Origin of the sequence: Phaeocystidibacter luteus (assembly GCF_008933115.1) — a bacterium.
Taxonomy (GTDB): domain Bacteria; phylum Bacteroidota; class Bacteroidia; order Flavobacteriales; family Schleiferiaceae; genus Phaeocystidibacter; species Phaeocystidibacter luteus.
This window is the reverse complement of the sequence record NZ_WBVO01000010.1, coordinates 51,474-76,775: the sequence shown is the minus strand read 5'-3', so window position 1 is coordinate 76,775 and position 25,302 is coordinate 51,474. Positions and strand designations below refer to the sequence as shown.

The window sequence follows — 25,302 nt, the reverse complement described above, 5'->3', positions numbered from 1 at the left end:
GTAGAATTCATGCAAGGAAGTAAGAGAGATAGGGAGATGAAAGAAAGCTGCGTAATTCAAGCCGTGCTTGCAGCGGTTCACCCGAAATAAGCTAGATAAGTTGTTGCGCACCGTTCCGAAGGTTAGTTCATATCGACGGTCAGCCGGTGCTTTTCGCAATGTAAACATTGAAACAAATAACCTTGAATACGACCATTATGGACAAAATACCTTTCTAGTTCTTCTTGTGTCAATTTGTAGCCTGCTTTGATTTCGTTGAGGTCTTCAGCAAGCTCTTCTAGTAGATCCTTTATTTCAGTCCAGCCAACATATTCTTTTAGTGCGCAAAAGTCACCGCAATGACTCAACCATCTTTCCTGCTGCCATCCTGAGTATCCGGGCGTCCTTGTTGTCAATTCTACCAGATATTCTTCGTTGTCTACTGTGTCGCAAGAGGCCGCGTCTTGAAATTCGCCGTCATATTTTTTGGCTGCTGAACCGTCTTCGATGCACCATGGGCAAATACCTTCAACATCGTCAATACAATAGAATGGCCCTTGATAAAGGTAGTCTCGGTCTTGTCCGCACACTGGGCAAGTTGTATTTTCTTTTGAAATTATCCCAAGTCTTTCTGCATTGGGATTGTATTTAAATGTGGGCAACTCTGACATGCCAGTAATGTTATTTTTTCGATTGCCTTGATTATTTATACATGCCTGCAATGGGATGGTGGTCAATATAGCTAATCTCATTTTCTCAAATAGCACATAACAGTTTGGTTATGCGCAGTGTCCCGAAGGGCGTTGCGTATAGGTGTTGTTGGGTGGCGTTTTTTTAATAACCTTTCATAGCGTTAGTCCACGACTGGTCAGTCGAAAAATCAAGCACTCCGCTCAAGATTGTAACCCGTCAGCACAATTCTGACACAACTTGGTATTTTGTTCGTGATAGTTCTAGCTTTAGAGTCGGACTTTAAAACTGAGTTGCCTTTAAAGCAGAAAGATTAAATCGACTCAAAACCCAACTATAAAACCTCAGATCAGAAACTTATGAATGAAATTGGTAGACTATTCAGCGTGAAAGGACTAGTAGGGGTATTCTTGCTATTAACTAGTCTAGGTCTCTACGGGCAAGGAGGCTCACACTCATTGACCATAGAGCTTAATTATTCTATGAGGCTACCAGGAACCTATGGAGAGAATTCATTTGTGGTTACAGAGACTCCTAGTCGATCGACTCAGCCAGTACCTGGAAATTATATATACTTTTTCAATGAGTATGACCAGGAAACGGGAGGCTATGGAGATGGGCCTGTGTTGAACATTACATATAGTCATAGGATAGTTGAGCACGTTTATTTGAGATTTGGCTTACGTCAATTGATTAGTTGGAATAATCAAGCGACCCCATATTATCCTGGCTACTTTTATAGAAGAGAATGGATTAGTCCAGTTAATGGAGGCATTCATGTTAATGCATCAACTAGGGAAACTGAGGTGTATTCCTATGATTTGTGGTTCACTTCTCTTTATGTTGGCCTAGGTGCTGAATTACCTCTAGGAAGTAGAGAGAAATATGCATTGCGCTTTTCTTCGGATGTTCATGTAGGTATGGGAGTTATGAATAAAGAAGTCCACTCTTGGGTGCCTCAAGAAGGTAATGAACTTCTTGCTACAACTTCACTGTCTGCCACACGATACCCAAATGAACGAGCCATTAGCAAGCTTTCTGTGGGATTTGATAATAAAATTTCCCTTGCTAGGTATTTGAAGAATGGTTCCTCGATTGGTTTAGGTGTTAGTGTGTACTTCCAGAGTTTCAATACTCAAAAGACTACCTATTCGAATGCGGATGAGTCATTCACAGATGAGTACTCACCGGTTAGAGGGCAGTATGGTTTTTACCTTGGACCAAGGCCATTGAACTCCTTGGGATTCTTTGTGAACTATTCAATCTTGCTTTAATTCAATTCATCCTTGGAGAAGAATATGAAATGACTACTGAATCACAACCTTTAAAAGGCCTAATGCATTGAGGTTTTCGTCTCCAATAAGCACTTGGTACTGTCCAGGTGCTTCAATGTTTATGGATATGGCTTGATTGCAGTCGTGTATTTGTGCATAGACCTTTCGCCCGGCAAGATCAAAAACCTGAATAGCTACGCTTCCAAAACGGGCCAATTCAGGATGATCAATAGTAAGCGGCCCTGTAGATGGAATTGGAAATCCCCTCCATCGAGGATCTAACTGTGTATGCTCGTAGATACTGATATCACAATTTGAAACGGTGCAGCCTCGGGTGTCTACTCTGAATAACCAGTTGTAAACATCCGTTACACTGTCAATGGTTAAAACGGTCCATCCAGTATGTGCAATCATGCCGCTTGAGTCTTGAATAAATGCATCCGGAACAGATAATCCTACGTTAAATGGATAATCGTAATTAACCATCCAAAGACTATCTAAGTTTGGTGAGAATTTGAAGCCAAAACCACGATTTCTTTGATACTCGCCACTACAATAGAAATTCCCGTCGTCCAGTTTGATTAGATCATCACTAACAATAATTGAGTTCTTCCAACCGTACTCCTTTTCATTTAAGATGTTTCCAGCAGTATCTATAATACCCACACTTAGTAATGTGTGAAATTGACCTGTGCTTTGATAAGTGCTCCTGACGAATCTCAAGGTGCCATCACCATTATCCGCTGCATACATGCCTCTGAAACCTCGCGGATGTGTAAAGGTTTTTCTCCAGAGTAAATGGCCATCGCTTAGTCTGACTTTTGCAACAAATGATTCTCGATATGAAGAAACGTGAAATGCATGGTCGGGTCCAATAATAAAAGCAGTGCCATCATTGTTGATGATTATTTTGGAGGGGGAATGACCATAATCTCGACTAGAATCCGGATCTGGAATGCTAAGTTCCCAAAGCACATTGAGATTAGTATCCAATTTAGTAATTAGACTTTCAGTTTTGTAATAGCCTGGAAGTGTAGAGTCAGTTCCGGCAATGAACGTACGAAACATACAAGAGACAAATGTGGAATCTGAATCAAACTCCATGTCGGTTAGACCTAGGAGATTTCTTCTATTGGAATTATATACTAGAGTTTTAATAGTGTCAGAAAGATCGGGCTTAATCTTAGTGAATACGACAACTCCAGTATCGAAAGGCACAAAAGCAAGATCGTTAATAAACCCATGGTACAGTGCTCCATCATGGTACTCCAGGCATTTTTTACAATTCGTTACAAAATCCTCAGTTGAGCTATAGTTCAGAGTTAGGGTGTCAAGTATGTTACCAAGTGTGTCACACTTGACAAATTGAAAAATTTCTTCAGAGATGCTATTATTTATATTGGCGATGAAGTAATGATTGCCGACAACTTCAATGGACGGGTCGGAATTATGACAGATGTAGTTTGCAACGTTTGTATAAGGCACTTGCGCGAATGACAATGCAGTATGCAGAAAGAAAAGGATAGAGGTGAGAGATTTCATGAATTAAAGATAGGAAATGCTGGAATCGGAAAGAGTCTACTTATTCCTTCTCATCCAAAGTGAAAAAGGAGGTGTGTTTAGGCTATTGGTCGGCGTTCCGCTGCGCCTCGTTCCTCGGCTTGCGGGGAACCTATAAAACTTCAAAACCACGGCCGCTTCGTTCCTCAGCGACTAGTTTTTTAATGCACAAACCTTTGCTCAAGCTCCCTTCGGTCGCTTGGATTCGGTTTTCCACCGCCATTTCTACGGGAGGGAAATGAACCTCTCTTATATCGTCCTGAAAATCAGTTTTTCAGAGCTATGTTTCTCAGAAGGGTTATCCCGCGGTTGCGGGAGAAACTTCTCAGTGCAGAGGGCTTCTCGCTCAGAAGTTCTCAGTAGGTAACCTTAGTTCGAAGATAATAAGATCCCAATAAATGGGGCATGGAGACCACTTCTTACTTCGCAATATTGCGAAGTAAGACTTCGGAATCGACAGAGATTCCGAAGTGCAGTGCTTACGTGGCATCAGGAGATTGCGTATCTATGTATAGTTGGTTGAAGGTCGTCGGTTCGACTCCGACTATCTCCAACGGAAAAAATTTCCGAAGTCCATTTTTAGATAGTCAACGAAAACATGGGCGTTTCAGAGGGGATTCCGGAAAAAACGACAACCATACCAGTATATTCTAACTATTTAAATAAAAGATTAAAGCAAGATGGAGCGTCTGAGCAGAGCTCATCCGCGCACTCAATTGAAATGAGAAAGAACACACCAAGAGAAGTCAAAATGAAGACAAATCGGCCTGCGCTAGATTCCTTAGTATGGGATTATCGAGAACTGCTAATGATCAAATCACTAAACAATGAGGCGAGTTGCGCTTTTTAGGTCAGAAGTCAAAATGAAGCGCAATTACTTCAAAAATCTAAAAGGCTGGTAAGAGGGATACCTTAGCCCCGTCAATTGACGACTCACACAGAAGTGCAGGTGTAAAGTTACTAGAGGGCCAAGGAGAGATCGCTTTATGATTCTGAAGAGAATAAAAATGTCCTCTAAAAGTGAGAACAATGATGAACGACCGCAACTTTTTACTTCGCAATATTGCGAAGTAGCACCTCGGAATCGACAGAGATTCCGAAGTCCTATGAATATTGAGTTAACGTAAATCGATAGTGTGCTACCTTTGGATAGGTACCGGGGGTTCGAGTCCCCCTCTCACCGACCGAAAAGTCCAAATACTCCTTATTCAACCCTTTATCATTGTATCTGCGTAAATACCCCAGGTATAGTGAGTTAAAAAACGATGAAATATTGACTGATAACCAACTCGTCTCAACGGGAAGCTTACTGATGTCAATAATGTGTGATACCGGTTGCTTATTGCTCATGTATTCTGAATATATACGGACGTTCAACACAATATTCGAGAACCATATTTTCTTCACATAATGAAATAAATAAAAGTCCTGAATCTACATCCAACTTATTAATCTTTAAGTACTCCTCACCAGAGAGTATCAATTTAAAATATGCCATCATTATCTGCTCCAAATCATCACGATCTTTAATGACCTGATAAGCATCCTGAGTAAAGGTGGTCATAATTGAATCGAGTTCTGACTTTAAGTTCGAAGACTGACCTAGCATCATCCAGGTATCATCATCTCTGAAGCTAATGGTCTCACTATACGCTCTTTTAGCATATCCGGTCTCATCTATGCGGGGATTATTAAAATTACTAAAATACCTCTCAATAGACCTAGTTACTGGAGGGAGTATTCCAGATTTAGCGGCAATTGGAAATGCAAATAATCGGTGCCAAATCTCTCTGTTTCCGAAGTAAATCAAATTTTCATCCTCTCTACCTTGCGCTAGGCCGTGCTGCAAAATCAGGCCACATAAATCAAAGGCCTCTCCAGTTTTAATAGTATAGATGGTGTCAGTCGATTGAAACCGATAATGCAAAATTCGAGGACTTACAATGACACTAATGGATCTGCATGTATCCGTCATTTTCAATTTTACATGTGGAATTGTGTTATGACAGTAATCATAGACCGCACCTAAATGTTCTCGTGTATACGGCCCACAATATCTATGATCCATTAAATTGTCAAGACACAGGTTTGATTGAACATCAAACATGTGCCCATACCATCTAATTGAATCATTCTTTATCACCAATAGACCTGGCGAATGTATATCATAAGGATTGAGTCCACGAAAGTAAGATAGTGACCAGTTCTCAATATCATGATTATAATGACTACTACACGAGCAAAGAAGCAACATGAACAAGAAGATATTGCTCCATATAACGATATGCAACTTATAATTTGCCATAGTTATTAAGATACTGTTCTGCCACACTTCCTCTATAATAGGATCTTGTTCGAAAACCCGTAATGTTATTGTTACTATCCCCGGAGAGGGAGGGAAATGAACCTCTCTTATATCGTCCTGAAAATCAGTGTTTCAGAGCTATGCTTCTCAGAAGGGTTACGATTTGGAAACTTCTCAACGTCGAGGGCTTCTCGCTCAGAAGTTCTCAGTTGGTAACCTTAGTTCGAAGATAATAAGTTCCTACTAAATGGATCAATAAGACTTCGGAATCGACAGAGATTCCGGAGAGTAGTGTTCAAGCGGGTTAAAGTAATTCGTATCTATATGAAAGTAGTGAGGTGGCGTCGGTTCGACTCCGACTATCTCCACCTCAAAAGGTTCTATTCCCTTCACTTAAAAAAACATCAGCAGCAACCTTTACCATTTTCCTGAATAGGTGGACAAGCTGCCGACCCATAAGAACAATAGACGCAACAGTCACCGGGCTCTGGTCGAAGTACTTCCTTGCAATTTTCACAATTATAGAAAAATTGACAGGCATCAGTGGGCATGATTTCCTCCTTCTGATGTCCACATGTAGGACATGTTATTGTAGATTTTAAAATTACCTCGCTCATCTTGATTGCTTAACCGATTCTACTGTATATCCGGTCTTCTTCACGGCTTCCTTCACCTCTTCAAGATTGGTAAGTTCTTTATCAAAGGAAACCAAAGCACTTCCTTTTTCATAAGACACTTCCAATCCTGATATTCCTGGTAGGCTTCCTACTTCCATTTTCACGTGCTCTTCACATCCAGAACAAGTCATGCCACTAATATTGATTTCATAGCTTGACTCATTTTGAGCTGTTTGAGCTGGAGAAATTGTCGGTTCAGGATAAAAGGAAGTTGAATAATACGGAAAGGCCATCATCAACAATGCGAAGACACTTATTATCCCCAGAAACTTCTTCGATTGCCAAAATGAGGGCTTTGCATCCTCTTCACATTCACATGCAATTTCTTCAGCGGATCTCGGTTTCAGCTTTTGGTACCATGCAAACACTAAGGTTAGAGCGGACAAGCCTATTAACCATCGCCTATATGGCTCTAACCAAGAAAATGTCGCGGCAAGTCCGCTTGATCCAGCCATCAGGGCCAACACAGGGGTTATGCAACAAAGCGATGCAGTAATTGCAGTAAGCAGACCGGTAAAGGCGAATGCTCTCGAGTTCTTTTTCTTCATTGAAACCCCTGTTTTCTAATTATCAATGCAAAATTAACATTCTTAATTTCAATCAAATCTATTCTCTCTCCAAGAAGGAGGGAAATGAACCTCTCTTATATCGTCCTAAAAATCAGTATTTCAGAGCCTTGCTTCTCAGAAGGGTTATCCCGCGGTTGCGGGAGAAACTTCTCAGTGCAGAGGGCTTCTCGCTCAGAAGTTCTCAGTTGGTAACCTTAGTTTGAAGATAGTAAGTTCCTACTAAATGGATCAATAAGACCACTTCTTACTTCGCAATATTGCGAAGTAAGACTTCGGAATCGACAGAGATTCCGAAGTCCTATGAATATTGAGTTCTCGTAAATCGATAGTGTGTTATCATTGGATAGGTACCGGGGGTTCGAGTCCCCCTCTCACCGGCTCAGAAGTTCTCAATTCGAATCCAGAAACGAAGATATCAAACTCTTTAGAATCAATTCTGGTTGGATTAATCAGATCGCTGATTTCACCTCTCCACATCTCAACATGCTCGAACCGAAATATGGATTCAGAACTTCGGGTTGTGTGCTAAGCCAATCGGCACCATTATTCGAGTTTGCCATGGGGCAATGAAGAACGTAGAGTTCGTCGGTGTTGTACTCAATTTTTTCAGTGAGAAGAATCAGGGCCTTGGAGGCAGAATAAAATTGTTCACGCAGTTCCTGTATCGAAATGGACGCACTACTGCCTGACAATTCTAATCCTGAAACGGCTTCCATATATACTTGATGCGCGGGACCTGCGAAGTCGCTCATCTGGAACTGGGAAGCGTTATCTTGAAACGCATTAAATGCTGACCTAGCCTTTTCCAATTCATCGTTGTGTAAGGCGTTTTCCCATTCCAAATAAGTGCTAAGAAGCTGCCTCAATTTCTCTTCTGTTTGAGCACTAACGGCGTGTTTGGATTCAGATTCATTTGACATCATGCTTGGCTTTGAAGCGAGTTGAGCAGCTGCATCTACCGTAAACGTACCATTGATTACCACTTTTTCGCCGCTTTGTAATCCTTTTAGCACCTCATAGCGACGACCAATTTGCTGGCCTAATTCTACATTTCGCAATTGATATACACCTGCACTAGATGGATTCTCTACATAGACAATCGACCTTTCTCCAGTCCAAAGAACTGCACTCGACGGTACGGATAATTGCATTGAATTGACCTTTGGCTTTACGACTGCAGAAACAATCATTTCTGGTTTTAATTCTTGACCTCGGTTTTGATGTACCACTCGTGCTTCTAGTGTGCGGCGTGATCCTTGGAGAACAGGATCTAAGTAATCAATCACCCCAGTGTATTTATTGCCTGGATTGCTCCTAACTGTATACGTCACTTCATCACCTTTGGAGATGGCATTCAATTGGTTTTCATAAACGTCAAGTGAAATCCACACTTTTTCCAAACCTGTAATCTCATACATGACAGTACCTCGATCAATATAGTCTCCTTGAGATACATTCAAAGCGGTTACGTAGCCCGAAGCGTTGGCCAAAACAGGAAAGGCATTCATGTCTATAGAGCCGGCCTCAATAGCATCGATTTGATGAGCTGGAATAGTCCAATTCTGCAGCTTGCGCCTAGCTCCTTGATACAAGCTCGGTTGAGAATCCTTGAATCGTGCGGCTTCCTGAAGTTCACGCTGGGCAACCAGAAGTTGTGGGCTGTAAATTCGTGCTATTACCTGTCCTTTTTCAACATAAGCTCCGGTGAAATCTACAGCTAGAGACTCTATCCTTCCAGGGAAATGAGCGGTCTGAGATTGTACTAAACGCTCGTCTGGCTTCACTTTTCCACTGAGTCTGATTTCATTTGATGTTTCAGAGTGGCCAACGACCTCTGTTTGAACATTTGCGAGTCTCCTTGCATTTTCGGTGAGTGAAATTTCATGAGAATTCGCCGATTCGCCCTCTTCTTCAAGAGGAATCAAATCCATCCCACAAATCGGACAATTTCCTGGTTCATTGCTCCTTATCTGAGGATGCATAGAACAAGTCCAAATTTGAGATTCAGTGACTGTTTCGGTGTGGTTATGTGCTTCATGATTGGGTTTGATCAACCACCCAAGAGCACCGGCGACAATAGCCACTGCTATAATTCCAATGATTTGCTTCTTTTTCATTTTTCTATGTTTTCTCCCAACAGATAATTCAATTGAGACTTTGTTTTCAGTAAGTTGATTTTCGCGGATAACTCTTCCAATCTGTACTTGAGTAATAACTCCTCCACTTCTAGCACACCGTTGAAATCGGCCCCATCAGCTTCATATGCCGATACAAGTAATCTCAAGGTAGAGGAAGCTCGATCCACGTTGCTTTCCAGTCTACGAACTTCTTCTAGATTATATAACCATTCAAATTTCACCATTTCCCATTCGTTTCGAATTGCATTAGCTTCATTCTGACTTTGGTAGTCATATGCATTCTGACGAAGCTGAGCTTCTCGAATACTGGCATTGTACTTCGATCTGAAAATAGGGAGAGAGATGGACACCATTGGCATGATTGCATCTTGTCCGCTATTGGGAACCGACATGTCTGACCTTGGATTTACGAACATGTAATCCAAACCCAATCCAATACTTGGATATCCTGCTTTTTTTGCAGCTTCTTCCCTAGATATTTCGCTATTCCGAAGAGAAAGAAATCTACTAATCCTTGGGTGATTATCTATTCCAGAATCCACTGGCCATGTTATGAAGTAATCCATTGAGTCTATTGGCACTACTTCCAATTGAATAGTGATGGAGTCTACACGATTCAAATGGGATCTCAGCTTGGTCAAAATCACCTCTTCTTGATTTCTCAATTGATTGAGATTCGATTTCACATCTTCGATACGGATCTGGAGGCGGAGCACATCGGCCAAGCTCGCTTCTCCAACTTCAGCTTGAAGTTCGGCAGTATTCAAGATTCGCTCAAGAAGAGTAATATCATCCTGCAGAATAGTCATGGATTCATGCCATTCTAACCACTCGTAATAGGTAATCTCAAGATTCCGCGTCACTGTTAATTTCTCATTGAGAAATACGGCATAAGCAGCTTCAGCTTGTAGTGCTGCTGCATCGCCTCTAGCACTAAGCGTTCCGAACCATGGGAACATTTGTGAAATCGAAACTTTGGCAACTTGTGGTCCAACTCGTGTTTCGATAGGCTGGATGAATACCCCAGCCGACAACTGAGGATCGGGAAGAGCATTCACTTGCGCCACTCGTTCCAATTGTGCTTCAAACAAGTGATATGAAGCCAAAACTGACGGGTTGTTCTGAATGGCTTCGATTTTTAAGCTATCTAAACTCTGAGCGCTCAGTCCTGTGGAGAATAAGCCAAATAGGGTGATAAATAGGACTCTCATGATTTAGTACTTTTTCGGATTCTACGCTCTTCTCGCATGGCATAAAGCACTGGCACAATAAAGTAAGTGATAGACGCCATCAACATCCCTCCAACAGCTGGAATGGCCATCGGAATCATTACATCGGCTCCTCTTCCAGAAGAGGAGAGGATAGGGAGTAGTGCGATGACCGTCGTTGCCGAAGTCATGACGGCTGGGCGAATACGCTTGAGGCCTCCTTCAACAACTGCTTCACGAACTTCCTTCATGTTCTTGGGCTTGTTCCTCTTGAACGATTCATCTAAATACGTCGCCATCAGCACACCATCATCGGTGGCAATTCCAAAAAGTGCAATAAATCCAACCCATACGGCCACACTTAGGTTGATGGTTTGAATGCCGAAGATGGACCTAAACGACTGGCCAATCACATCAAAATCCATGAACCAGGACTGTCCAAATAACCACAGCACAAGAAAAGCACCACTAAAGGCCATCGCTATGCCAGAAAATACCATCATGGAAGTTGAGGCACTCTTGAATTGGAAATAGAGAATGAGGAATACCAGCACAAGTACTACAGGAACGATGAATGACAAACGTTTTTCTGCGCGCACTTGATTCTCATAGGATCCTGAGAATTCATATCGAATACCTTCCGGCATAATCAGCTCGCCTGCATCTATTCTATCTTTGAGGAAGGACTGTGCGTTGTTAACGACTTCTACCTCTGAATATCCATCTTGCTTATCGAAAAGAACATACCCTACCAAAAAGGTGTCTTCACTCTTAATGGATTGAGGCCCTTGTACATAATTCAAATCAGCTAGTTGTGACAATGGAATTTGAGTACCTGAAGGTGTGGGAACCAAAATTTCTCCAATAGCTTCAGGGTCATCCCGCCTCTCACGCGGATATCGAACACGGATATTGTATCGCTCACGACCTTCGACACTCGCGGTAAGGGGAATGCCACCTATGGCAATTTCAATGACATCTTGTACCCCCTTAATGGTCAAGCCATATTGAGCAATGGCCACTCTATCAATGTCGATTTCCAAGTAGGGTTTGCCTACAATTCTATCGGCAAATACGGCTTCTGCCTTTACGCCTGGAACCTTCTTCAAATGACCTTCGAGTGATTGTCCAAAGCGTTCCATGACCTTCAGGTCATCACCGTAAATCTTGATACCCATTGGTGCACGCATGCCAGTTTGTAGCATGACAAGCCGGGTTTCAATAGGCTGTAGTTTTGGAGAAGATGTGACGCCTGGAATCCTTGAAGCGGCTACAATCTCGTTCCATATATCATCGGGTGATTCAATTTCTGGACGCCATTGACGGTAGAAATACCCGTCTTCATCGGGTATGAGCTCCGAAGATGGTATGCCGAGATAGGCAGCTGAGTCCATTTGGACATAGGTGCCATTTTCTAAAATGAAGCGGTCTCCGTGCGCTCTGAATCTCAACCTTCTTCCATCAGGATCAGTGGCATATTCAGACTTATAAGTGATGATGTTCTCGAACATGGAAATTGGCGCGGGATCAATGGCTGACTCTACGCGCCCTGCCTTTCCAACTACTTCGTTGATTTCTGGTATGGACGCAATGCGCATGTCCAGCTGACCAACAATTTCCCGGTTATATTCAACACCAGAATGGGGCATAGAGGTGGGCATTAACAGGAATGCACCTTCATCCAAAGACGGCATAAATTCTTGTCCGATTCCTGGGAATGCATGCGACAAGCTAGACCATACTTTGGTTTGCTGAATATTGATGTCTATTGCATTGAACCCCTTAGGGATAAAGCTAAATACGGTTGAGAATCCAAGCCAAATGTTTAGCGCAAGAACGATGAAGAGCGCTGGAATGGAAAGGAAAGTCCACTTGTGATTCAAGCACCAGTGCAGGATTTGCTCGTATCTCCATCTGAGCAGTGAAAATAAAGTAAGAACTAGCCCTACCAGCACACTCACAAATACAAAGTTGATGAGCTCGCCTACCGCAGGTCCTAATGGCATCCAGTAGCTTGAAAGCATCCACGTTACAACAACCACAGCAATCAGGATTGTGGAGTTATGCCATACATGGGTCAACAGTCGATTGTTGATTTCGTAGCCTCCGTATTTCGTTTTGAAAAAGTCAATTGCACCGATTAACAAAAGCCCTGTACCTACAGCGGTGTGGCCTAGTGCCAGAGTAGCTACTCCCGCCAGTATGGTGAGCACTTTTGCAACAATGGCTAAATACTTGCCCTTCACTTTGGACATGAATAAGTGGGCGAGCATGGGCAGAAAGAACAGTGAGACTAAGAGTGCTGCAACAAGTGCAAATGTCTTTGTGTAGGCCAATGGACCAAACAGTTTTCCCTCGGCGTTCTCCATCGCGAAAACAGGAATGAAGCTAACTACCGTAGTGCTAACCGCAGTTACTATGGCAGTAGAAACTTCGGATACTCCAGACGAGATCCTGTCGATTAGAGGTTTATTCGATCCGTCATTAACGTGAACCAGTACGTTTTCTGTAAGAATAATACCTAAGTCTACCATGGTGCCAATTGCAATGGCTATTCCTGATAATGCGACAATATTTGCATCCACGCCAAAACCCTTCATTGCGATAAAGGTGAAGAGCACAGCTATAGGAAGGAGTAATGATATTAGCATCGATGCCCTTAGGTGGTATACCATTAACAGTACCACCAGAATGGTGATAAGAATTTCCAGTGAAAGTGCTTCCTCCAGCGTGCCTAGGGTTTCTTCAATCAATTCTGATCGATCGTAGAAAGGAACTATTGTGAGTTGACTAGTACTTCCATCGCTTAATTCTTTTGAGGGAAGTCCTCCCGCTATAGCCTCTACTTTTTCCTTAACTCCGTTGATTACGTGCATTGGATTTGCGCCATATCTCGCAACGACAACACCACCAACCACCTCGGCGCCACCTTTATCTAGTATTCCTCGTCTTGTGGCCGGGCCATAGCTGACACGGGCAACTTCTTTTAGATAGATGGGAGTATTATCGAATTCTGCCACAACCGCCAGTTCCAAGTCTTCGAGAGACTCGACGTAGCCTAGTCCTCGAACCATGTATTCGACCTTGTTCACCTCTATGGTTTGAGCTCCGACGTCAATGTTGGAGTTGCGAACCGCATTCACAACATCGAGTAGTGTGATTTCATAACTCTGCAGAGCATCGGGATTGACGTCGATTTGATACTCTTTCACAAATCCTCCGATAGAGGCGACTTCAGAAACACCATCTACAGCACTGAGTGCATATTTTACATAGAAGTCCTGAATGCTTCTGAGTTCATCAAGATCCCATCCGCCTGTAACTTGGCCGCTCGAATCTCTGCCTTCTATGGTGTACCAGTACACTTGGCCTAAGGCTGTAGCATCTGGACCTAAAGATGGTGTTATCCCTGTCGGAAGCAAACCGCTTGGCATGGAGTTCAATTTCTCCAAGATTCGGGAACGCGACCAATAGAATTCAATATCTTCTTCGAATATGATATAGATACTCGAGAATCCGAACATGGAATTGCTCCGAATGGTTTTTACTCCAGGAATTCCGAGGAGATACGTTGTTAGTGGATAGGAGATTTGGTCCTCAATATCTTGAGGAGATCTTCCTGGCCATTTAGTGAATACGATTTGTTGATTTTCTCCAATATCCGGTATGGCATCAACGGGTACTGGGGCGGAGGGGATGGCCGGGATGTTCCATGCGAACGGAGCAGTGGCGATTCCCCAAATTATGAGACCACCGAGAAACAAGGACGTTACAAGCTTGTTCCTTAAAAAATAGTCTATGAGTTTGTTGAGCATGATTTACTTCTTTTCCAATTCATGAATGCACCATCCAAGGGGGATGGCTTTTACTCGTGAACGAAAAGATTTAAATCAGGTAAGAGCAGTGAATGATGTAGAAAGGAATTCGATGGGTCGAAGGGCGATGCGAGATGTCGTATCCTAAGACTTCCTTCTGCGAATGAGTTGAGGTAATGGAAGTTGCGAAGGCGATAATAAAGTGGAGTGTGATGTTATCTACACTTACATCACTTTTACGGAGTTCATCATCAACCGAAAGAATATGACTGGTGTGGTCACAGCATGATAGATTCGAAAGGGTATCTTCTTCAGATGGTGTAGCGGGAATTGGGCAAGTATCCATTTCAGACATACCACAACTCAGCTTCTCAGTCCCCCACGAAATAGAAGCCTCCATTAACTCACCTGCGCACCAATGATAATTTGCTGCAATCCCACTGTTGGAAATGAGGATGAGTAGTGTTAACGATATGGACTTCAACCATTTCACTTGATAAAATTACAATTTATTGAGTTATCCAATTCGCTTTAACTATTCTTTCGCATTCAATTTTCGCTTTAGGTAAAACCACTCAAAGCTAAATGTGAGAACTATACCGCCAAGCGAAACATAAACTATGATTGGGTCAGTAGAGAGCTTAGAGTAGAGAAGTCCTACGAGTATTGTGATGTCTAATAGTATAGCGATAATTAAAACCACTGGTTGGGCATGTACATCCTTTCTGAGGTGCTTTAATACTCCCACATGGATGATGATATCCATCACCAGGTAGAATACTGCCCCAATCGTTGCAATCCTTGATAGGTCAAATAGCACGGTCAATACGATTGCAATGAGCGATATATAGAGCAACATGTGTTTGTGAACTCCTCCGGTCATTCCAAAGTGACTATGAGGAATCAATTTCATTTCAGTCAGCATTGTTGTCATACGCGAAACTGCAAACAGACTTGCGATAATCCCTGAGATCGTCGCTATGATGGCAATTCCTATTGTAAAATATACACCTGAATTCCCCAATGAAGGACGAGCGGCTTCCGCCAGGGAATAATCACGAGCATGAACAATTTCTTCGATTGATAGATTGGCGTTTACGGCAAATGCGACAATCAGATATACTACTAGGCAAATAAGGATTGAGTAAACGATAGATCGTCCAACATTACGTTCAGGTTTTGTTATTTCATCTCCGCTATTCGTGATTGTCGTGAACCCTTTGAATGCTAATATTGAAAGGGCTGCTGCTGCTAGCGTGTCTGATAAATCAAAACCGGTGATACGTTCCGCAGGGGTAACAATGGAAAGTTCAAATTGATCGACTCCCCATATTGCAGCCAGGGCGAAGACGAGTATTCCAATAATCTTCGCAAAGGACATCACATTCGAAGAGCCCTCTATCACTTTATTGCCCATAAGGTTGATGACATATGCTGTAATAATCAGACATACCCCGAGAAAAGGGATAAGGATGTGAGCATCTGTTTCAGGGAAAAGGCGCATAACGTAGGTGCCAAAAGTTCGAGCGACCAAACTTTCATTCATGATCATTGAGAAGGCCATTAGCAAAGCAGCACCACCGGTAATCGCGGTTTTGCCGTAGGCTTTTTGTAATATCATGGCAATGCCACCAGAAGAAGGATAGACACTTGAAACCTTTACATAAGAATACGCGCTAAAACCAGAGATGATGGCACCTACAATAAACATGTAGGGAAACCAGCTTTTGGAAAGTTCTGCAACCTGGCCAAGGAGAGCGAAAATTCCTGCTCCTATCATTACGCCAGTGCCAAGCGCAATAGAACCTACAAGTGAAAGGCTGTTTTTAGAATAATTTGACATACCGCAGTTTTATAGAGAACTCACCATCAGAAGTATAGTTCTGTCAATTTCTGTATTTTGCCATTCCGAAGCAACTTTTATAACTAACAAGACAACCCATGAAGAAAGCTTTACTCTTAATCATTTCACTCATATCAACATCTCTCGTCGCTCAGATGGATGTGTACTTTCGAGTGATGCACAATTGGGATGGGCAGCCTTTTGCTGTGAATTCTCCTGCCGTTACTCAAGATGGTGATAATCTTCAATTGGATAGACTCCAATACTACATTTCGGGAATTGAATTACACCATGATGGCGGTCAGACAACAGCATTGCCGACTACTTACATTTTGGCCGATGCACGAACGACAACTCAAGTTAATCTTGGAAACCACGCCATTACAACTTTAGATTCTATAAGTTTTTCAATCGGTGTAGATCAGAATGCAAACCATGCTGATCCTGCAGGTTATAACGCTTCACATCCGCTAGCTCCCAAGTCACCTAGTATGCACTGGGGTTGGTCGGCTGGATATAGATTCGTTGCTGTTGAAGGTGGTGCAGGAAGTAATCTTAGCAATAATATGGAGATACATGCCTTAGGTGATCAAAACTACTTCAGTCAAACCGTAGTTACCAACGGTGCTGATATGGGGGGATATCTAGTAATCCAACTAGATGCTGAGTATCTGAATTCATTTTCTGGTATTTCTGTGAATAACGGATTGATAAATCATGGAGAAACTGGAGCTGCAGTTAAGTTGATGGAAAATTTCCGAGATAGCGTTTTCACTCCCTCTCAAGCTACTGTTAATCCTGTAGGTTTGGATGAGTATACAGTTTCCGCGCTTGAACTAAAGCCAAACCCTACATCACAAGGATATTCATTGCTAACTTTAGAGGAGATGATGACTGGTGAATTGACTATTACTGATTTAACTGGGAAATGTATCTATTCAACAAGTGTGGAAAACCAAGGAGAAGTTTTAGTTTATATTGAGAACACTGGAATGTACATTGTAACGGTTCAAACGGACTCAAGTGTGAGTACATCGAAACTCCAGGTTAATTAATTGAATCGTCCTTATGAGAATCAAGAGTATTCACGTTGGTGTAGTCTTTAGTTTTTTCATGCTTGCACTTGCTTGCTCGCCTGATGAACCAGACAATCGAATAGAGCACGATTTAACACCTTTTGTTTTAGACACAAAGCACCTTACTCCACCGACAATTCCAGCAGACAATGAATTGACAGAGCAAAAAGTAAGATTAGGCAGAATGCTCTTTCATGATGATCGGCTTAGTGCTGACAATAGTATGAGCTGTGCCACCTGCCATGTTCAATCAACAGGATTTTCTGACACAAATACCTTTTCCATTGGAGTGAATGGTTTTCCTGGGAAGCGTCAAGCCATGGTAGCCTTCAATATGGCCTATAACACAAATGAGTTTTTCTGGGATGGTAGAGCTCATCTTCTGAGAGATCAGGCTGTATTGCCCATCCAAGATTCTTTGGAAATGGACTTGGCAATGGCTGATCTAATAACTAGACTTTCTGCCATCGAAGAGTATCAAGATCAATTCATCAGAGCGTTTGGGTCTTCCACAGTAACAGAAGAACGAATTGGTCTCGCGCTTGAACAGTTCATGAATTCCATCATTTCTGTGGACAGCAAATATGACAAGTACTTACGCGGTGAGGTGACCCTCAGCGCTTCAGAAGAGAGGGGCCGAGAACTATATTTTGCTGAGTTCAATCCCGGATTTCCAGATTCATCTGGGGCTGACTGCGCTCACTGTCATGGTGGACTCAACTTTGAGAATGATTTGTACATGAATAATGGCTTGGACTCGGATGCCGATTTCGATGATTATGGTCGCGAATTGGCCACTGGAAATCAGTCAGATCGAGCCAAGTTTAAGGTGCCTACTCTGCGCAACATTGAATTGACTCCTCCTTATATGCATGATGGAAGGTTCAATACGCTCGAAGAAGTAGTTAACCACTACAATACAGGGATGGTGATGTCATCAACCATTGATCCAGCACTAATCTATCCTATCAATTCTGGAGGTCTTAACCTATCAAATCAAGACGTACAAGACTTAGTGGCATTCTTGAAAACCTTGACGGATCAAGAAATGATGAATAATCCAGATTATAAGAGTCCGTTTTAAGAAAGATTTATTTTAAAAGTTGAAGCGGGGAATATCAATTCCCCGCTTTTTTATTGTTCCGAAATTTCGAAACCAGCCTTTTGAACAGTTTCGATGATCTGATGAGAAGTCCCTTCTTTCGCAATGACGGTTAGTGGTTTCTTAGGGTTTAGTATGTCTACTTCCCATGATTCAACCCCTTTTAGCCCATCTAAAGAGGGCTTTACTTTAGTGATACATCCGTTACACTTAATGGTTGTATTGAATTTGTATTCTTTCATAGTTGATAATTTAACTTAACTCAAAGTTAGGAGCGTTACTTGTTGAATGCGTTATAGAATTTTGACACAGTCAATCAAGATTTTTACTCCTATGCTTATAGTTTAGCAGCCCGAAGTCTTAGACTGTTCAAAACGACGGAAACGGAGCTAAATGCCATGGCCGCACCAGCAATCATTGGGTTTAATAGGAATCCGTTTAAAGGGTAGAGAATACCAGCGGCCAGCGGAATACCAATGATGTTATAAATGAATGCCCAAAACAGGTTTTGTCGAATCCCTAGGACTGTCTTTTTTGAAAGGTTCAATGCCTTTGGTACCGATTCTAAATCGGAAGACATCAAGGTTATCTTGGCAACATCCATGGCGATATCTGACCCTGTCGCCATTGCGATACTTACATCTGCTTGAGCTAAAGCCTGACTGTCATTTATTCCATCTCCAATCATAGCGACCGTTTGATTGTTCGCCTGTAATTCTTTGATGTATCTGGCTTTGTCAGCAGGCAATACTTCACCTTTATAGTGTTCAATCCCTACTGATCTCGCCACTGCTTGTGCAGTTTCTAGGTTATCTCCAGTAAGCAGGTGTACTTCGATTCCTCGACCTTTCAGTTGTTGAACGGCACTTTTTGAAGTCTTCTTTACTCTATCCGATATGCCAATGAGTCCGAGCACTTCCTGATGATTAGAGAAGTAGACCACTGTTTGAGCTTCTTGACTCCATTTGTGGGCGATTTCCTCAATCTCTTTTGAAATCAGAACCTCATTTAGGAGAAGTAGCTTTTTATTCCCCACATAGTACTTCTCGTCTAGCTCTGTCGTTGCTTCAACACCTTTGCCAGTAATGCTTTCGAAGCTCTTTAAGTTGCTTTGTGATACCCCGTCATTGGTCAATTCTCGTACAATGGCTTCGGCAAGTGGGTGCTCGGATTTCGACTCCATTGCCAAAAGGATTGAATTCAGAGCCTGAACATTCTTGCGTTTCTTCCAGTATAATCCGCTGATGCTTGGCTTTCCTTCCGTGATAGTTCCTGTTTTGTCCAGTACTACAGTATCTACTTTGTGACCTAGCTCGAGGCTTTCGGCATTGCGAATCAGTATCTGATTATCCGCTCCTTTTCCCACTCCCACCATGATGGCCGTTGGAGTAGCAAGTCCTAATGCACATGGACAGGCAATTACCAGAACCGTGATTGATGTGAGCAAGGCGTGTGTAAACGCATCATCTCCTCCAAAGATTATCCATACCGCAAAAGTGACGGCGGCGATTGAAATAACAGTAGGTACAAAGATGGCTGCAACGCGATCTACAAGCTTTTGAACAGGAGCTTTGCTACCCTGTGCTTGCTCGACCATTTCAATTATTTGTGCCAAAAGGGTTTCACTACCGACTTTGATTGCCCGGAATTCAAAGCTTCCTTTTTGGTTGACCGTACCTGCGAAAACTTCACTCGATTTTTGTTTGAGAACGGGGATAGGTTCACCCGTAATCATGCTTTCATCTACATAAGAATCACCCGAGATTACCTCACCGTCAAGAGGAACTTTCATTCCGGGCTTTACTTTAATGATATCACCGGCTTTCACCTCTTTAATAGGAACCTCTCGCTCATTGTTTCCCTCTACGAGAAAGACTGTGTTGGGTTGTAAACCCATTAACTTTTTGATCGCGGATGAGGTGTTAGACTTGGCTTTTTCTTCCAGCCATTTCCCCAAGGTGATAAAGGTGATAATCACCGTGGCTGCTTCATAATAAACGTGAGGAACCAAGCCTCTCTCAAGCCAGTAAGAAGGATGCAAGGTGTTGAAAACACTGAATAAGAATGCAATACCTGTACTTAGGGCGACCAACGTATCCATGTTTGCCTTCCTGTGTTTTGCATTCTTCCATGCGCTGATAAAGTAGCTCTTTCCGAAGATGAAGAGAACCGGAATCGACAGTATAAGCGATATCCACTTACCCGGGTCCCAATCCATGGCGAACATTCCAATGAAAAAGATTGGGAGTGTCAAAAGCGCAGACCAAAGGGTTCTGTGTTTTACGCTTTTATAGTGGGCAAGCTGTGCGTCATGCTGGGCCTCTTTTGCATTGTCCTCATCTATGATGAGGTCGTAGCCAATGGACTGCACCGCTCTTTGTAGCGACTTAGGGTCGGTGCCTTTCTGGTATTCAACAAGCACCGAGTTAGAAGCGAAGTTGACACTTGCGTTTAGCACACCATCCGTGTGTGAGAGCATCGATTCGACGCTGGATGCACAAGCTGCGCAGGTCATCCCCGTTACAGGCAGGGTTCGCTTTATAGTTGTATGATTTGTTGTACTCATGCCAATGTTCATTTGTTACGGTACAAATGTCCTTCGGCTGAGTACTTAAATCGTTACAGTATTTTGTGAAAGGCTTCTAAGATTTTGTCAGATGCTGTCCAACGGGTTATGACCAGGGCGATGAAGTCTCTTGAATTCACCTGGGGTCATTCCGATCTCCTTCTTGAATTGGGTGGAAAGGTAAGCGGGGCTGCTGTAGTTCAAACGGTAGGCGATTTCCTTTAGCGTGAGCTCATCATAGAAGAGAAGTTCTTTCACTTTTTCAATCCGCTGTCGTGTGACAAACCTCTCAATTGTAATGCCTTCAACAGATGAGAATAATCGACTTAAATATGAATAATCGTGATGGAGTTGATCAGATAGATAGGTCGAAAAGTTTTCTGCTAACTCTTCCTGGTTGTGGTGAATGCGATCAATAATCAAGCTTTTGATTTTTGAAACAAGACTTGATCTACCTTCCTCCAAGAGTTCGAATCCCAGAGCTGATAATTCACCTGATATTTTATATCTCACTTTCTCATCTACCGTTTCATCAAGCTCAACTTCGCCAAGAGAGATTTCCTTAATCGTGGCTCCAGAATTGACAAAGACCTGCTTCACTGCGGTGATACACCGTGGGCAGACCATGTTTTTGATATGGAGTGTGGTGGACATGATTAACGAATAAAATGAAAGGATAAAAGTACTTTAAAACAGAATTATCTCTTTAAAGGTGAATAATTCTAAACGATTTATAAATCTGATTTCTGGTAGCCCACCGTTAAGGAATTCTTCCGAAGTCGTTTTGCATGTTTGTGTTTGGTTAATTTCCCGTTAAAGAATTTTACTTTAAGCAGCTTCTGTTCGAAATTCGAAGCACCTATAATTACTACTGAAGAAACATCTAATGGAGAACAGCAACTTGAATGCAATATTCGAGGAGCTGCGTCGGTCAGAAGTCTCTTTTGTGGAAGATAGAGACTCGGTAGATTCTGGAGTTTACCAGTTGTTTGAGGCCGATACTCGAGGCGTTTCGTTTAATGGATTCGACTCTCTCTCAGAGTACTTTCAGTACTTGCTGAATTTGTACTCTCAATTTAAGGCAGCTCTCTCTGATGTGCTCGATACTGGGACGAAGAAAGCGAAGAATACTCTTCGTTATATCAAAGGACTAATTGGTGAGATTCAAATCTTATTGAATCCTAGGAATGAAGATTTACTCTTGGCTAGGGTGGATGTTAAATCAACATCGAAGATTACCAACAGGCCAAGAGGAGTACTAGCTGATATTTTGAGGTTCATTGATGCCCAACGCGAGGCGCTCCGTTTGGTGAAGTCTTATGTCAAATCTATAAAGGATACCAAGTGGCCATACGTTTCTGTGATGCCGCCAGATGGTCATTTTTCTGGACTTTCGGATTCATCTTTTCTTAACTGGAAAGGAAAGCAATCTGAGCTGGAGAATGAAAGACTCTAATTAGCGCACGTTTAGAATAAGGATACTGCTTCTATGATGAAATGTTAGGATTGGCGCCACTTCAGAATCACTGTCGATTCCGAAGTCTTAATTCGCAATATTGCGAAGTAGAATTGCCTCTCTCTTCCAAAAAACAGATCAGAATACTACCTTAGTATGCTGTTATGAGATGAGCAAACTTGAGAAGCCAAGTCCTCTACTTCTCCGATAGCTTATTCATAACCCCTCTAAGAAGCACTAAGCCTTTTCAATTGACTTTCAGCACGATATAAGAAATAGTTCAAGACCGACTATCTCCACCCAGAAATCAGCTCAGTTTGGCATGTTGGCCACATTTGGCTCACCTCACGGAGGCGCATCTATACTCAACAACTCCCACCCTATTACAGGAATAGCCCAGCCCTGGTTAGGAGATGGATGCAAGGCATTGTCTACGGCCAGTTTCAACAATGCAATCGATCAATACTGGCTTCTGGCCAATCTTATAAACCCGTCGGCCATTGCTAATTTCTCAAGCGGCATTTGTACTGGTTTAGAAGAAACAGTGCTGCCTATTCTCATATCATCTATTCGACATGACTCAGGTTTGGACTACCAGGAAGGTGCTCCTTATTTAGATGTCATCGACAGCCTCGCTCAGATTGATACAATGGAGGTGGTCACTTTCTATGGAATTGAAGAAGAACCCGTATTTTGGAGGGTATTGCATTCAATGACTAATGATCTAGACACAGTTAGAGGAGTACATATACTGACAACTAATCCTTTTGCCATGAATGACGATGACGGCCTGCCAAACGATATTCGTAACTTGATATCTCATTATAAGGCAGAAGCTCGGGACTATGAGAACAGAAGATGGACATTGTTTGACAGACAGAGAGTATTCAATAAACTCAGAGCAAGTCAGAATAGAGTCGCAGCCCATTGGCTGGAAGGAGCGAATATGTATTGGAAGAGAATTATCGGGGCACGAAGAGACAGTGTTTATGCAAACGGATATATGTGCAAGTGCATAAACGGAACTCCCGTATGGGTAAGCAATCCAGCAGATTGCGGAACAAATGATCCGATGAACATATGCGTAACTACCCCATATATTGAGCATTATGTAATTGATGAACCCAACGATGGCGTGGTAACCAAATCTTCCCAGATTGCCTATCCCGGTGCTAGAAACTGGCCAATGTTGAACACCAACCATATGCAGGAACGGAATTGTGAACAAACAAAACTCCGGTTGAACGAGTTGTTCAACGGACTTCACGGAGATAAGTTCAGACTATACGAAAAGTAGACATGAAGATGTTATCCTATATACTATTCCCACTCCTTGCAGTACTAGCGTGCTGCAAGGAGACTCCTGACCCACCACCACCTTCTGGCCCAACAAAACTTGAGGTGGTATGGAGAACTCCTATTGTCCCTTCAGGCGCTACAAGTGGTTCAATTTCAATGAACCCTGTACTATACGATACTGTTGTGGTGTTCAATACCGATTACGAACTAAATGGGTATAACTCCCCTGTGATGTTTATGGATGCCGCGGACGGAACCATTATAGATTACTGGAGCGATCACTCAGATGGACCATTTGCCTATTCTCATGAAAGTATGGCTTACGAAGGACAGTATTTGTTCTTAAGTGGGCAACGATCTGTCGATTGCATCAATATTCAAACACGACAAACGCAATGGCACGGACCTGTTGCGGACAACGGCCCATTTATTTATACTTCAAATGGCTATTTGTATCGAGGAATCGAGTACAATGGTCAGAATCCCAATAATCATAGTGCGGCTGTGATGCGCACACCTCTTAACCAGATGGCTTGGGATACTGTCTATGCCTTTGATCGAACCGATAATTACAAACCAGGATTCAATTCAATGGGCTTTGGGACCCTTGCCAATGATGATGAAGTAGTCGTTTGGAAGAACAGAAGCTTTACAGGGTCTTCCGACCGCACGGATATCTTCGCATACAACCTGACGGCTGATACCCTCTTGTGGAGGAATATAGATTTTGTTGAATCCTCTGGAATTATTCCTCTCAAAGTGGACAATGGTGTAGTATATGGATTGCTTCAATACAATGCAATTGCTATTGACCTTGCTAGTGGGAACACCATTTGGTCACAAAACTTTAACTCAGTCAATCCGACTCTACCGATGCAATTTTCTGGTGGGGACTTACATATTGACGGGGATAAAATACTCGTCAAAAGTGCTAGTGATGAACTGGTCGCTTTAAACACCTCAGATGGTAAAATCACATGGATCGTTCAAGATCATCCTTTTGGGTTTGATGATCGATTCACCTACTTCGAAGGTAAACTTTTTTACTGTGCTCATCAACTGGTTATTGCAGACGTCTTAACGGGTCGACAGCTTATCGAAGAATCTCAGGTAGAACATCTGGGAGATGTACGAAGTAGAGTGGTAATAGACCCTATTCGGAGGGTTATGTATATGCATAATGGGGAAGAAGCTCTTTGTGTGCGAATTCCCGACGATTTGTAGACACCAATCTAAACCTTATAAATTATGAAACGCTGTAACCCGTCAGCACAATTCGGACACAACTTAGTAAATTGTTAGTCATAGTTCTAGCTTTAGGGATAGGACTTTAAAACTGAGTTGTTATGGGAGCAAAAAAGAAGTCTGAAGCCGTCATCAAAGACATTAAAAGAAGGACTCGTAGGACGTTTTCTTCAGAAGAGAAGATTGCGATTTGGAGAATGAAAGACTCTAATTAGCGCACGTTTAGAATAAGGATACTGCTTCTATGATGAAATATTAGGATTGGCGCCACTTCAGAATCACTGTCGATTCCGAAGTCTTACTTCGCAATATTGCGAAGTAGAATTGCACCTTCCTTCTAAAAAACTGATCAGAATACTACCTTAGTATGCTGTTATGAGATGAGCAATTCTGAGAAGCCAAGTCCTCTACTTCTCCGATAGCTCATTCAGCCCGTCCGCCAACCGGCGGATAACCCCTCTGAGAAGCACTAAGTCTTTTCAATTGACTTTCAGAACGAT

General features: G+C 42.5%; 19 protein-coding genes. 6 read left to right on the top strand and 13 right to left on the bottom strand.

Going from position 1 to position 25,302, the window contains the following annotated elements:
- Window positions 1-122: 122 nt before the first annotated feature.
- Window positions 123-650 carry a CbrC family protein gene (locus tag F8C67_RS11690; RefSeq protein ID WP_151668097.1) on the bottom strand — a complete coding sequence of 176 codons (528 nt, stop codon included), beginning with the start codon at window positions 648-650 and terminating at the stop codon, window positions 123-125.
- Between the two features lie 501 nt (window positions 651-1,151).
- On the opposite strand from F8C67_RS11690, the gene F8C67_RS11685 reads away from it, so the two are divergent.
- Complete coding sequence (locus tag F8C67_RS11685; RefSeq protein ID WP_151668035.1) at window positions 1,152-1,943, top strand: hypothetical protein; 792 nt, start codon at window positions 1,152-1,154, stop codon at window positions 1,941-1,943.
- 33 nt (window positions 1,944-1,976) lie between these two features.
- On the opposite strand, the gene F8C67_RS11680 is transcribed toward F8C67_RS11685, so the two are convergent.
- The 9 genes from F8C67_RS11680 to F8C67_RS11640 all read right to left on the bottom strand — a co-directional run bounded on the left by F8C67_RS11680 (window position 1,977) and on the right by F8C67_RS11640 (window position 16,058).
- Window positions 1,977-3,011: a T9SS type A sorting domain-containing protein gene (locus F8C67_RS11680; protein WP_151668034.1), complete on the bottom strand. Its 1,035-nt coding sequence runs from the start codon at window positions 3,009-3,011 to the stop codon at window positions 1,977-1,979.
- Between the two features lie 1,831 nt (window positions 3,012-4,842).
- Window positions 4,843-5,430, bottom strand: coding sequence for a hypothetical protein (locus tag F8C67_RS11675; protein WP_151668033.1), 588 nt, complete (start codon window positions 5,428-5,430; stop codon window positions 4,843-4,845).
- Between the two features lie 782 nt (window positions 5,431-6,212).
- Entirely contained in the window at window positions 6,213-6,425 is a 213-nt protein-coding gene (locus F8C67_RS14415) for a GDCCVxC domain-containing (seleno)protein (protein WP_151668032.1), read from the bottom strand.
- Window positions 6,422-7,033: a mercuric transport protein MerTP gene (gene merTP, locus F8C67_RS11665; protein WP_151668031.1), complete on the bottom strand. Its 612-nt coding sequence runs from the start codon at window positions 7,031-7,033 to the stop codon at window positions 6,422-6,424. The genes F8C67_RS14415 and merTP overlap by 4 nt, the downstream gene beginning before the upstream one ends.
- A gap of 470 nt (window positions 7,034-7,503) precedes the next feature.
- Window positions 7,504-9,171, bottom strand: a complete 1,668-nt coding sequence (locus tag F8C67_RS11660) for an efflux RND transporter periplasmic adaptor subunit (RefSeq protein ID WP_151668030.1) — start codon at window positions 9,169-9,171, stop codon at window positions 7,504-7,506.
- Window positions 9,168-10,403, bottom strand: a complete 1,236-nt coding sequence (locus tag F8C67_RS11655; protein ID WP_151668029.1) for a TolC family protein — start codon at window positions 10,401-10,403, stop codon at window positions 9,168-9,170. Before F8C67_RS11655 ends, F8C67_RS11660 begins: the two co-directional genes overlap by 4 nt.
- Complete coding sequence (locus tag F8C67_RS11650; protein ID WP_151668028.1) at window positions 10,400-14,215, bottom strand: efflux RND transporter permease subunit; 3,816 nt, start codon at window positions 14,213-14,215, stop codon at window positions 10,400-10,402. Before F8C67_RS11650 ends, F8C67_RS11655 begins: the two co-directional genes overlap by 4 nt.
- 70 nt (window positions 14,216-14,285) lie before the next feature.
- Window positions 14,286-14,708, bottom strand: a complete 423-nt coding sequence (locus F8C67_RS11645) for an HYC_CC_PP family protein (RefSeq protein WP_151668027.1) — start codon at window positions 14,706-14,708, stop codon at window positions 14,286-14,288.
- A 42-nt stretch (window positions 14,709-14,750) separates the two neighbouring features.
- Window positions 14,751-16,058: an APC family permease gene (locus F8C67_RS11640; protein ID WP_151668026.1), complete on the bottom strand. Its 1,308-nt coding sequence runs from the start codon at window positions 16,056-16,058 to the stop codon at window positions 14,751-14,753.
- A gap of 98 nt (window positions 16,059-16,156) precedes the next feature.
- Here F8C67_RS11640 and F8C67_RS11635 point away from each other — a divergent pair, with 98 nt between their 5' ends.
- Both F8C67_RS11635 and F8C67_RS11630 read left to right on the top strand, forming a co-directional pair.
- Window positions 16,157-17,113, top strand: a complete 957-nt coding sequence (locus tag F8C67_RS11635; protein ID WP_151668025.1) for an MbnP family protein — start codon at window positions 16,157-16,159, stop codon at window positions 17,111-17,113.
- Between the two features lie 13 nt (window positions 17,114-17,126).
- Window positions 17,127-18,218 (top strand): cytochrome-c peroxidase, encoded by a 1,092-nt coding sequence (locus F8C67_RS11630; RefSeq protein WP_151668024.1) that lies wholly within the window; start codon window positions 17,127-17,129, stop codon window positions 18,216-18,218.
- A gap of 50 nt (window positions 18,219-18,268) precedes the next feature.
- Here the strand turns inward: F8C67_RS11630 and F8C67_RS11625 are convergent, their stop codons facing one another.
- The 3 genes from F8C67_RS11625 to F8C67_RS11615 form a co-directional block, all read right to left on the bottom strand.
- Window positions 18,269-18,478: a heavy-metal-associated domain-containing protein gene (locus F8C67_RS11625; RefSeq protein WP_151668023.1), complete on the bottom strand. Its 210-nt coding sequence runs from the start codon at window positions 18,476-18,478 to the stop codon at window positions 18,269-18,271.
- 95 nt (window positions 18,479-18,573) lie between these two features.
- Window positions 18,574-20,802, bottom strand: coding sequence for a heavy metal translocating P-type ATPase (locus F8C67_RS11620; protein ID WP_151668022.1), 2,229 nt, complete (start codon window positions 20,800-20,802; stop codon window positions 18,574-18,576).
- Window positions 20,803-20,889: 87 nt separating this feature from the next.
- Entirely contained in the window at window positions 20,890-21,456 is a 567-nt protein-coding gene (locus F8C67_RS11615; protein ID WP_151668021.1) for a helix-turn-helix domain-containing protein, read from the bottom strand.
- A gap of 232 nt (window positions 21,457-21,688) precedes the next feature.
- On the opposite strand from F8C67_RS11615, the gene F8C67_RS11610 reads away from it, so the two are divergent.
- The 3 genes from F8C67_RS11610 to F8C67_RS11600 all read left to right on the top strand — a co-directional run bounded on the left by F8C67_RS11610 (window position 21,689) and on the right by F8C67_RS11600 (window position 24,781).
- On the top strand, window positions 21,689-22,258 hold the full coding sequence (locus F8C67_RS11610; RefSeq protein ID WP_151668020.1) for a hypothetical protein: 570 nt from the start codon (window positions 21,689-21,691) through the stop codon (window positions 22,256-22,258).
- Window positions 22,259-22,580: 322 nt separating this feature from the next.
- Window positions 22,581-23,555 carry a hypothetical protein gene (locus tag F8C67_RS11605; protein ID WP_151668019.1) on the top strand — a complete coding sequence of 325 codons (975 nt, stop codon included), beginning with the start codon at window positions 22,581-22,583 and terminating at the stop codon, window positions 23,553-23,555.
- Window positions 23,556-23,713: 158 nt separating this feature from the next.
- On the top strand, window positions 23,714-24,781 hold the full coding sequence (locus F8C67_RS11600; RefSeq protein ID WP_170266443.1) for an outer membrane protein assembly factor BamB family protein: 1,068 nt from the start codon (window positions 23,714-23,716) through the stop codon (window positions 24,779-24,781).
- Window positions 24,782-25,302: the final 521 nt, after the last annotated feature.

What these genes read in the sequence shown, in the direction of transcription:
- F8C67_RS11610 (WP_151668020.1), top strand. Translation starts at nt 21,689, where the DNA reads ATGGAGAACAGCAACTTGAATGCAATATTCGAGGAGCTGCGTCGGTCA.
- F8C67_RS11655 (WP_151668029.1), bottom strand. Translation starts at nt 10,403, where the DNA reads ATGAGAGTCCTATTTATCACCCTATTTGGCTTATTCTCCACAGGACTG.
- F8C67_RS11625 (WP_151668023.1), bottom strand. Translation starts at nt 18,478, where the DNA reads ATGAAAGAATACAAATTCAATACAACCATTAAGTGTAACGGATGTATC.
- F8C67_RS11685 (WP_151668035.1), top strand. Translation starts at nt 1,152, where the DNA reads ATGAGGCTACCAGGAACCTATGGAGAGAATTCATTTGTGGTTACAGAG.
- F8C67_RS11615 (WP_151668021.1), bottom strand. Translation starts at nt 21,456, where the DNA reads ATGTCCACCACACTCCATATCAAAAACATGGTCTGCCCACGGTGTATC.
- F8C67_RS11600 (WP_170266443.1), top strand. Translation starts at nt 23,714, where the DNA reads ATGAACCCTGTACTATACGATACTGTTGTGGTGTTCAATACCGATTAC.
- F8C67_RS11660 (WP_151668030.1), bottom strand. Translation starts at nt 9,171, where the DNA reads ATGAAAAAGAAGCAAATCATTGGAATTATAGCAGTGGCTATTGTCGCC.
- F8C67_RS11635 (WP_151668025.1), top strand. Translation starts at nt 16,157, where the DNA reads ATGAAGAAAGCTTTACTCTTAATCATTTCACTCATATCAACATCTCTC.
- merTP (WP_151668031.1), bottom strand. Translation starts at nt 7,033, where the DNA reads ATGAAGAAAAAGAACTCGAGAGCATTCGCCTTTACCGGTCTGCTTACT.
- F8C67_RS11680 (WP_151668034.1), bottom strand. Translation starts at nt 3,011, where the DNA reads ATGTTTCGTACGTTCATTGCCGGAACTGACTCTACACTTCCAGGCTAT.
- F8C67_RS11640 (WP_151668026.1), bottom strand. Translation starts at nt 16,058, where the DNA reads ATGTCAAATTATTCTAAAAACAGCCTTTCACTTGTAGGTTCTATTGCG.
- F8C67_RS11650 (WP_151668028.1), bottom strand. Translation starts at nt 14,215, where the DNA reads ATGCTCAACAAACTCATAGACTATTTTTTAAGGAACAAGCTTGTAACG.
- F8C67_RS11630 (WP_151668024.1), top strand. Translation starts at nt 17,127, where the DNA reads ATGAGAATCAAGAGTATTCACGTTGGTGTAGTCTTTAGTTTTTTCATG.
- F8C67_RS11620 (WP_151668022.1), bottom strand. Translation starts at nt 20,802, where the DNA reads ATGAGTACAACAAATCATACAACTATAAAGCGAACCCTGCCTGTAACG.
- F8C67_RS14415 (WP_151668032.1), bottom strand. Translation starts at nt 6,425, where the DNA reads ATGAGCGAGGTAATTTTAAAATCTACAATAACATGTCCTACATGTGGA.
- F8C67_RS11605 (WP_151668019.1), top strand. Translation starts at nt 22,581, where the DNA reads ATGTTGGCCACATTTGGCTCACCTCACGGAGGCGCATCTATACTCAAC.
- F8C67_RS11690 (WP_151668097.1), bottom strand. Translation starts at nt 650, where the DNA reads ATGTCAGAGTTGCCCACATTTAAATACAATCCCAATGCAGAAAGACTT.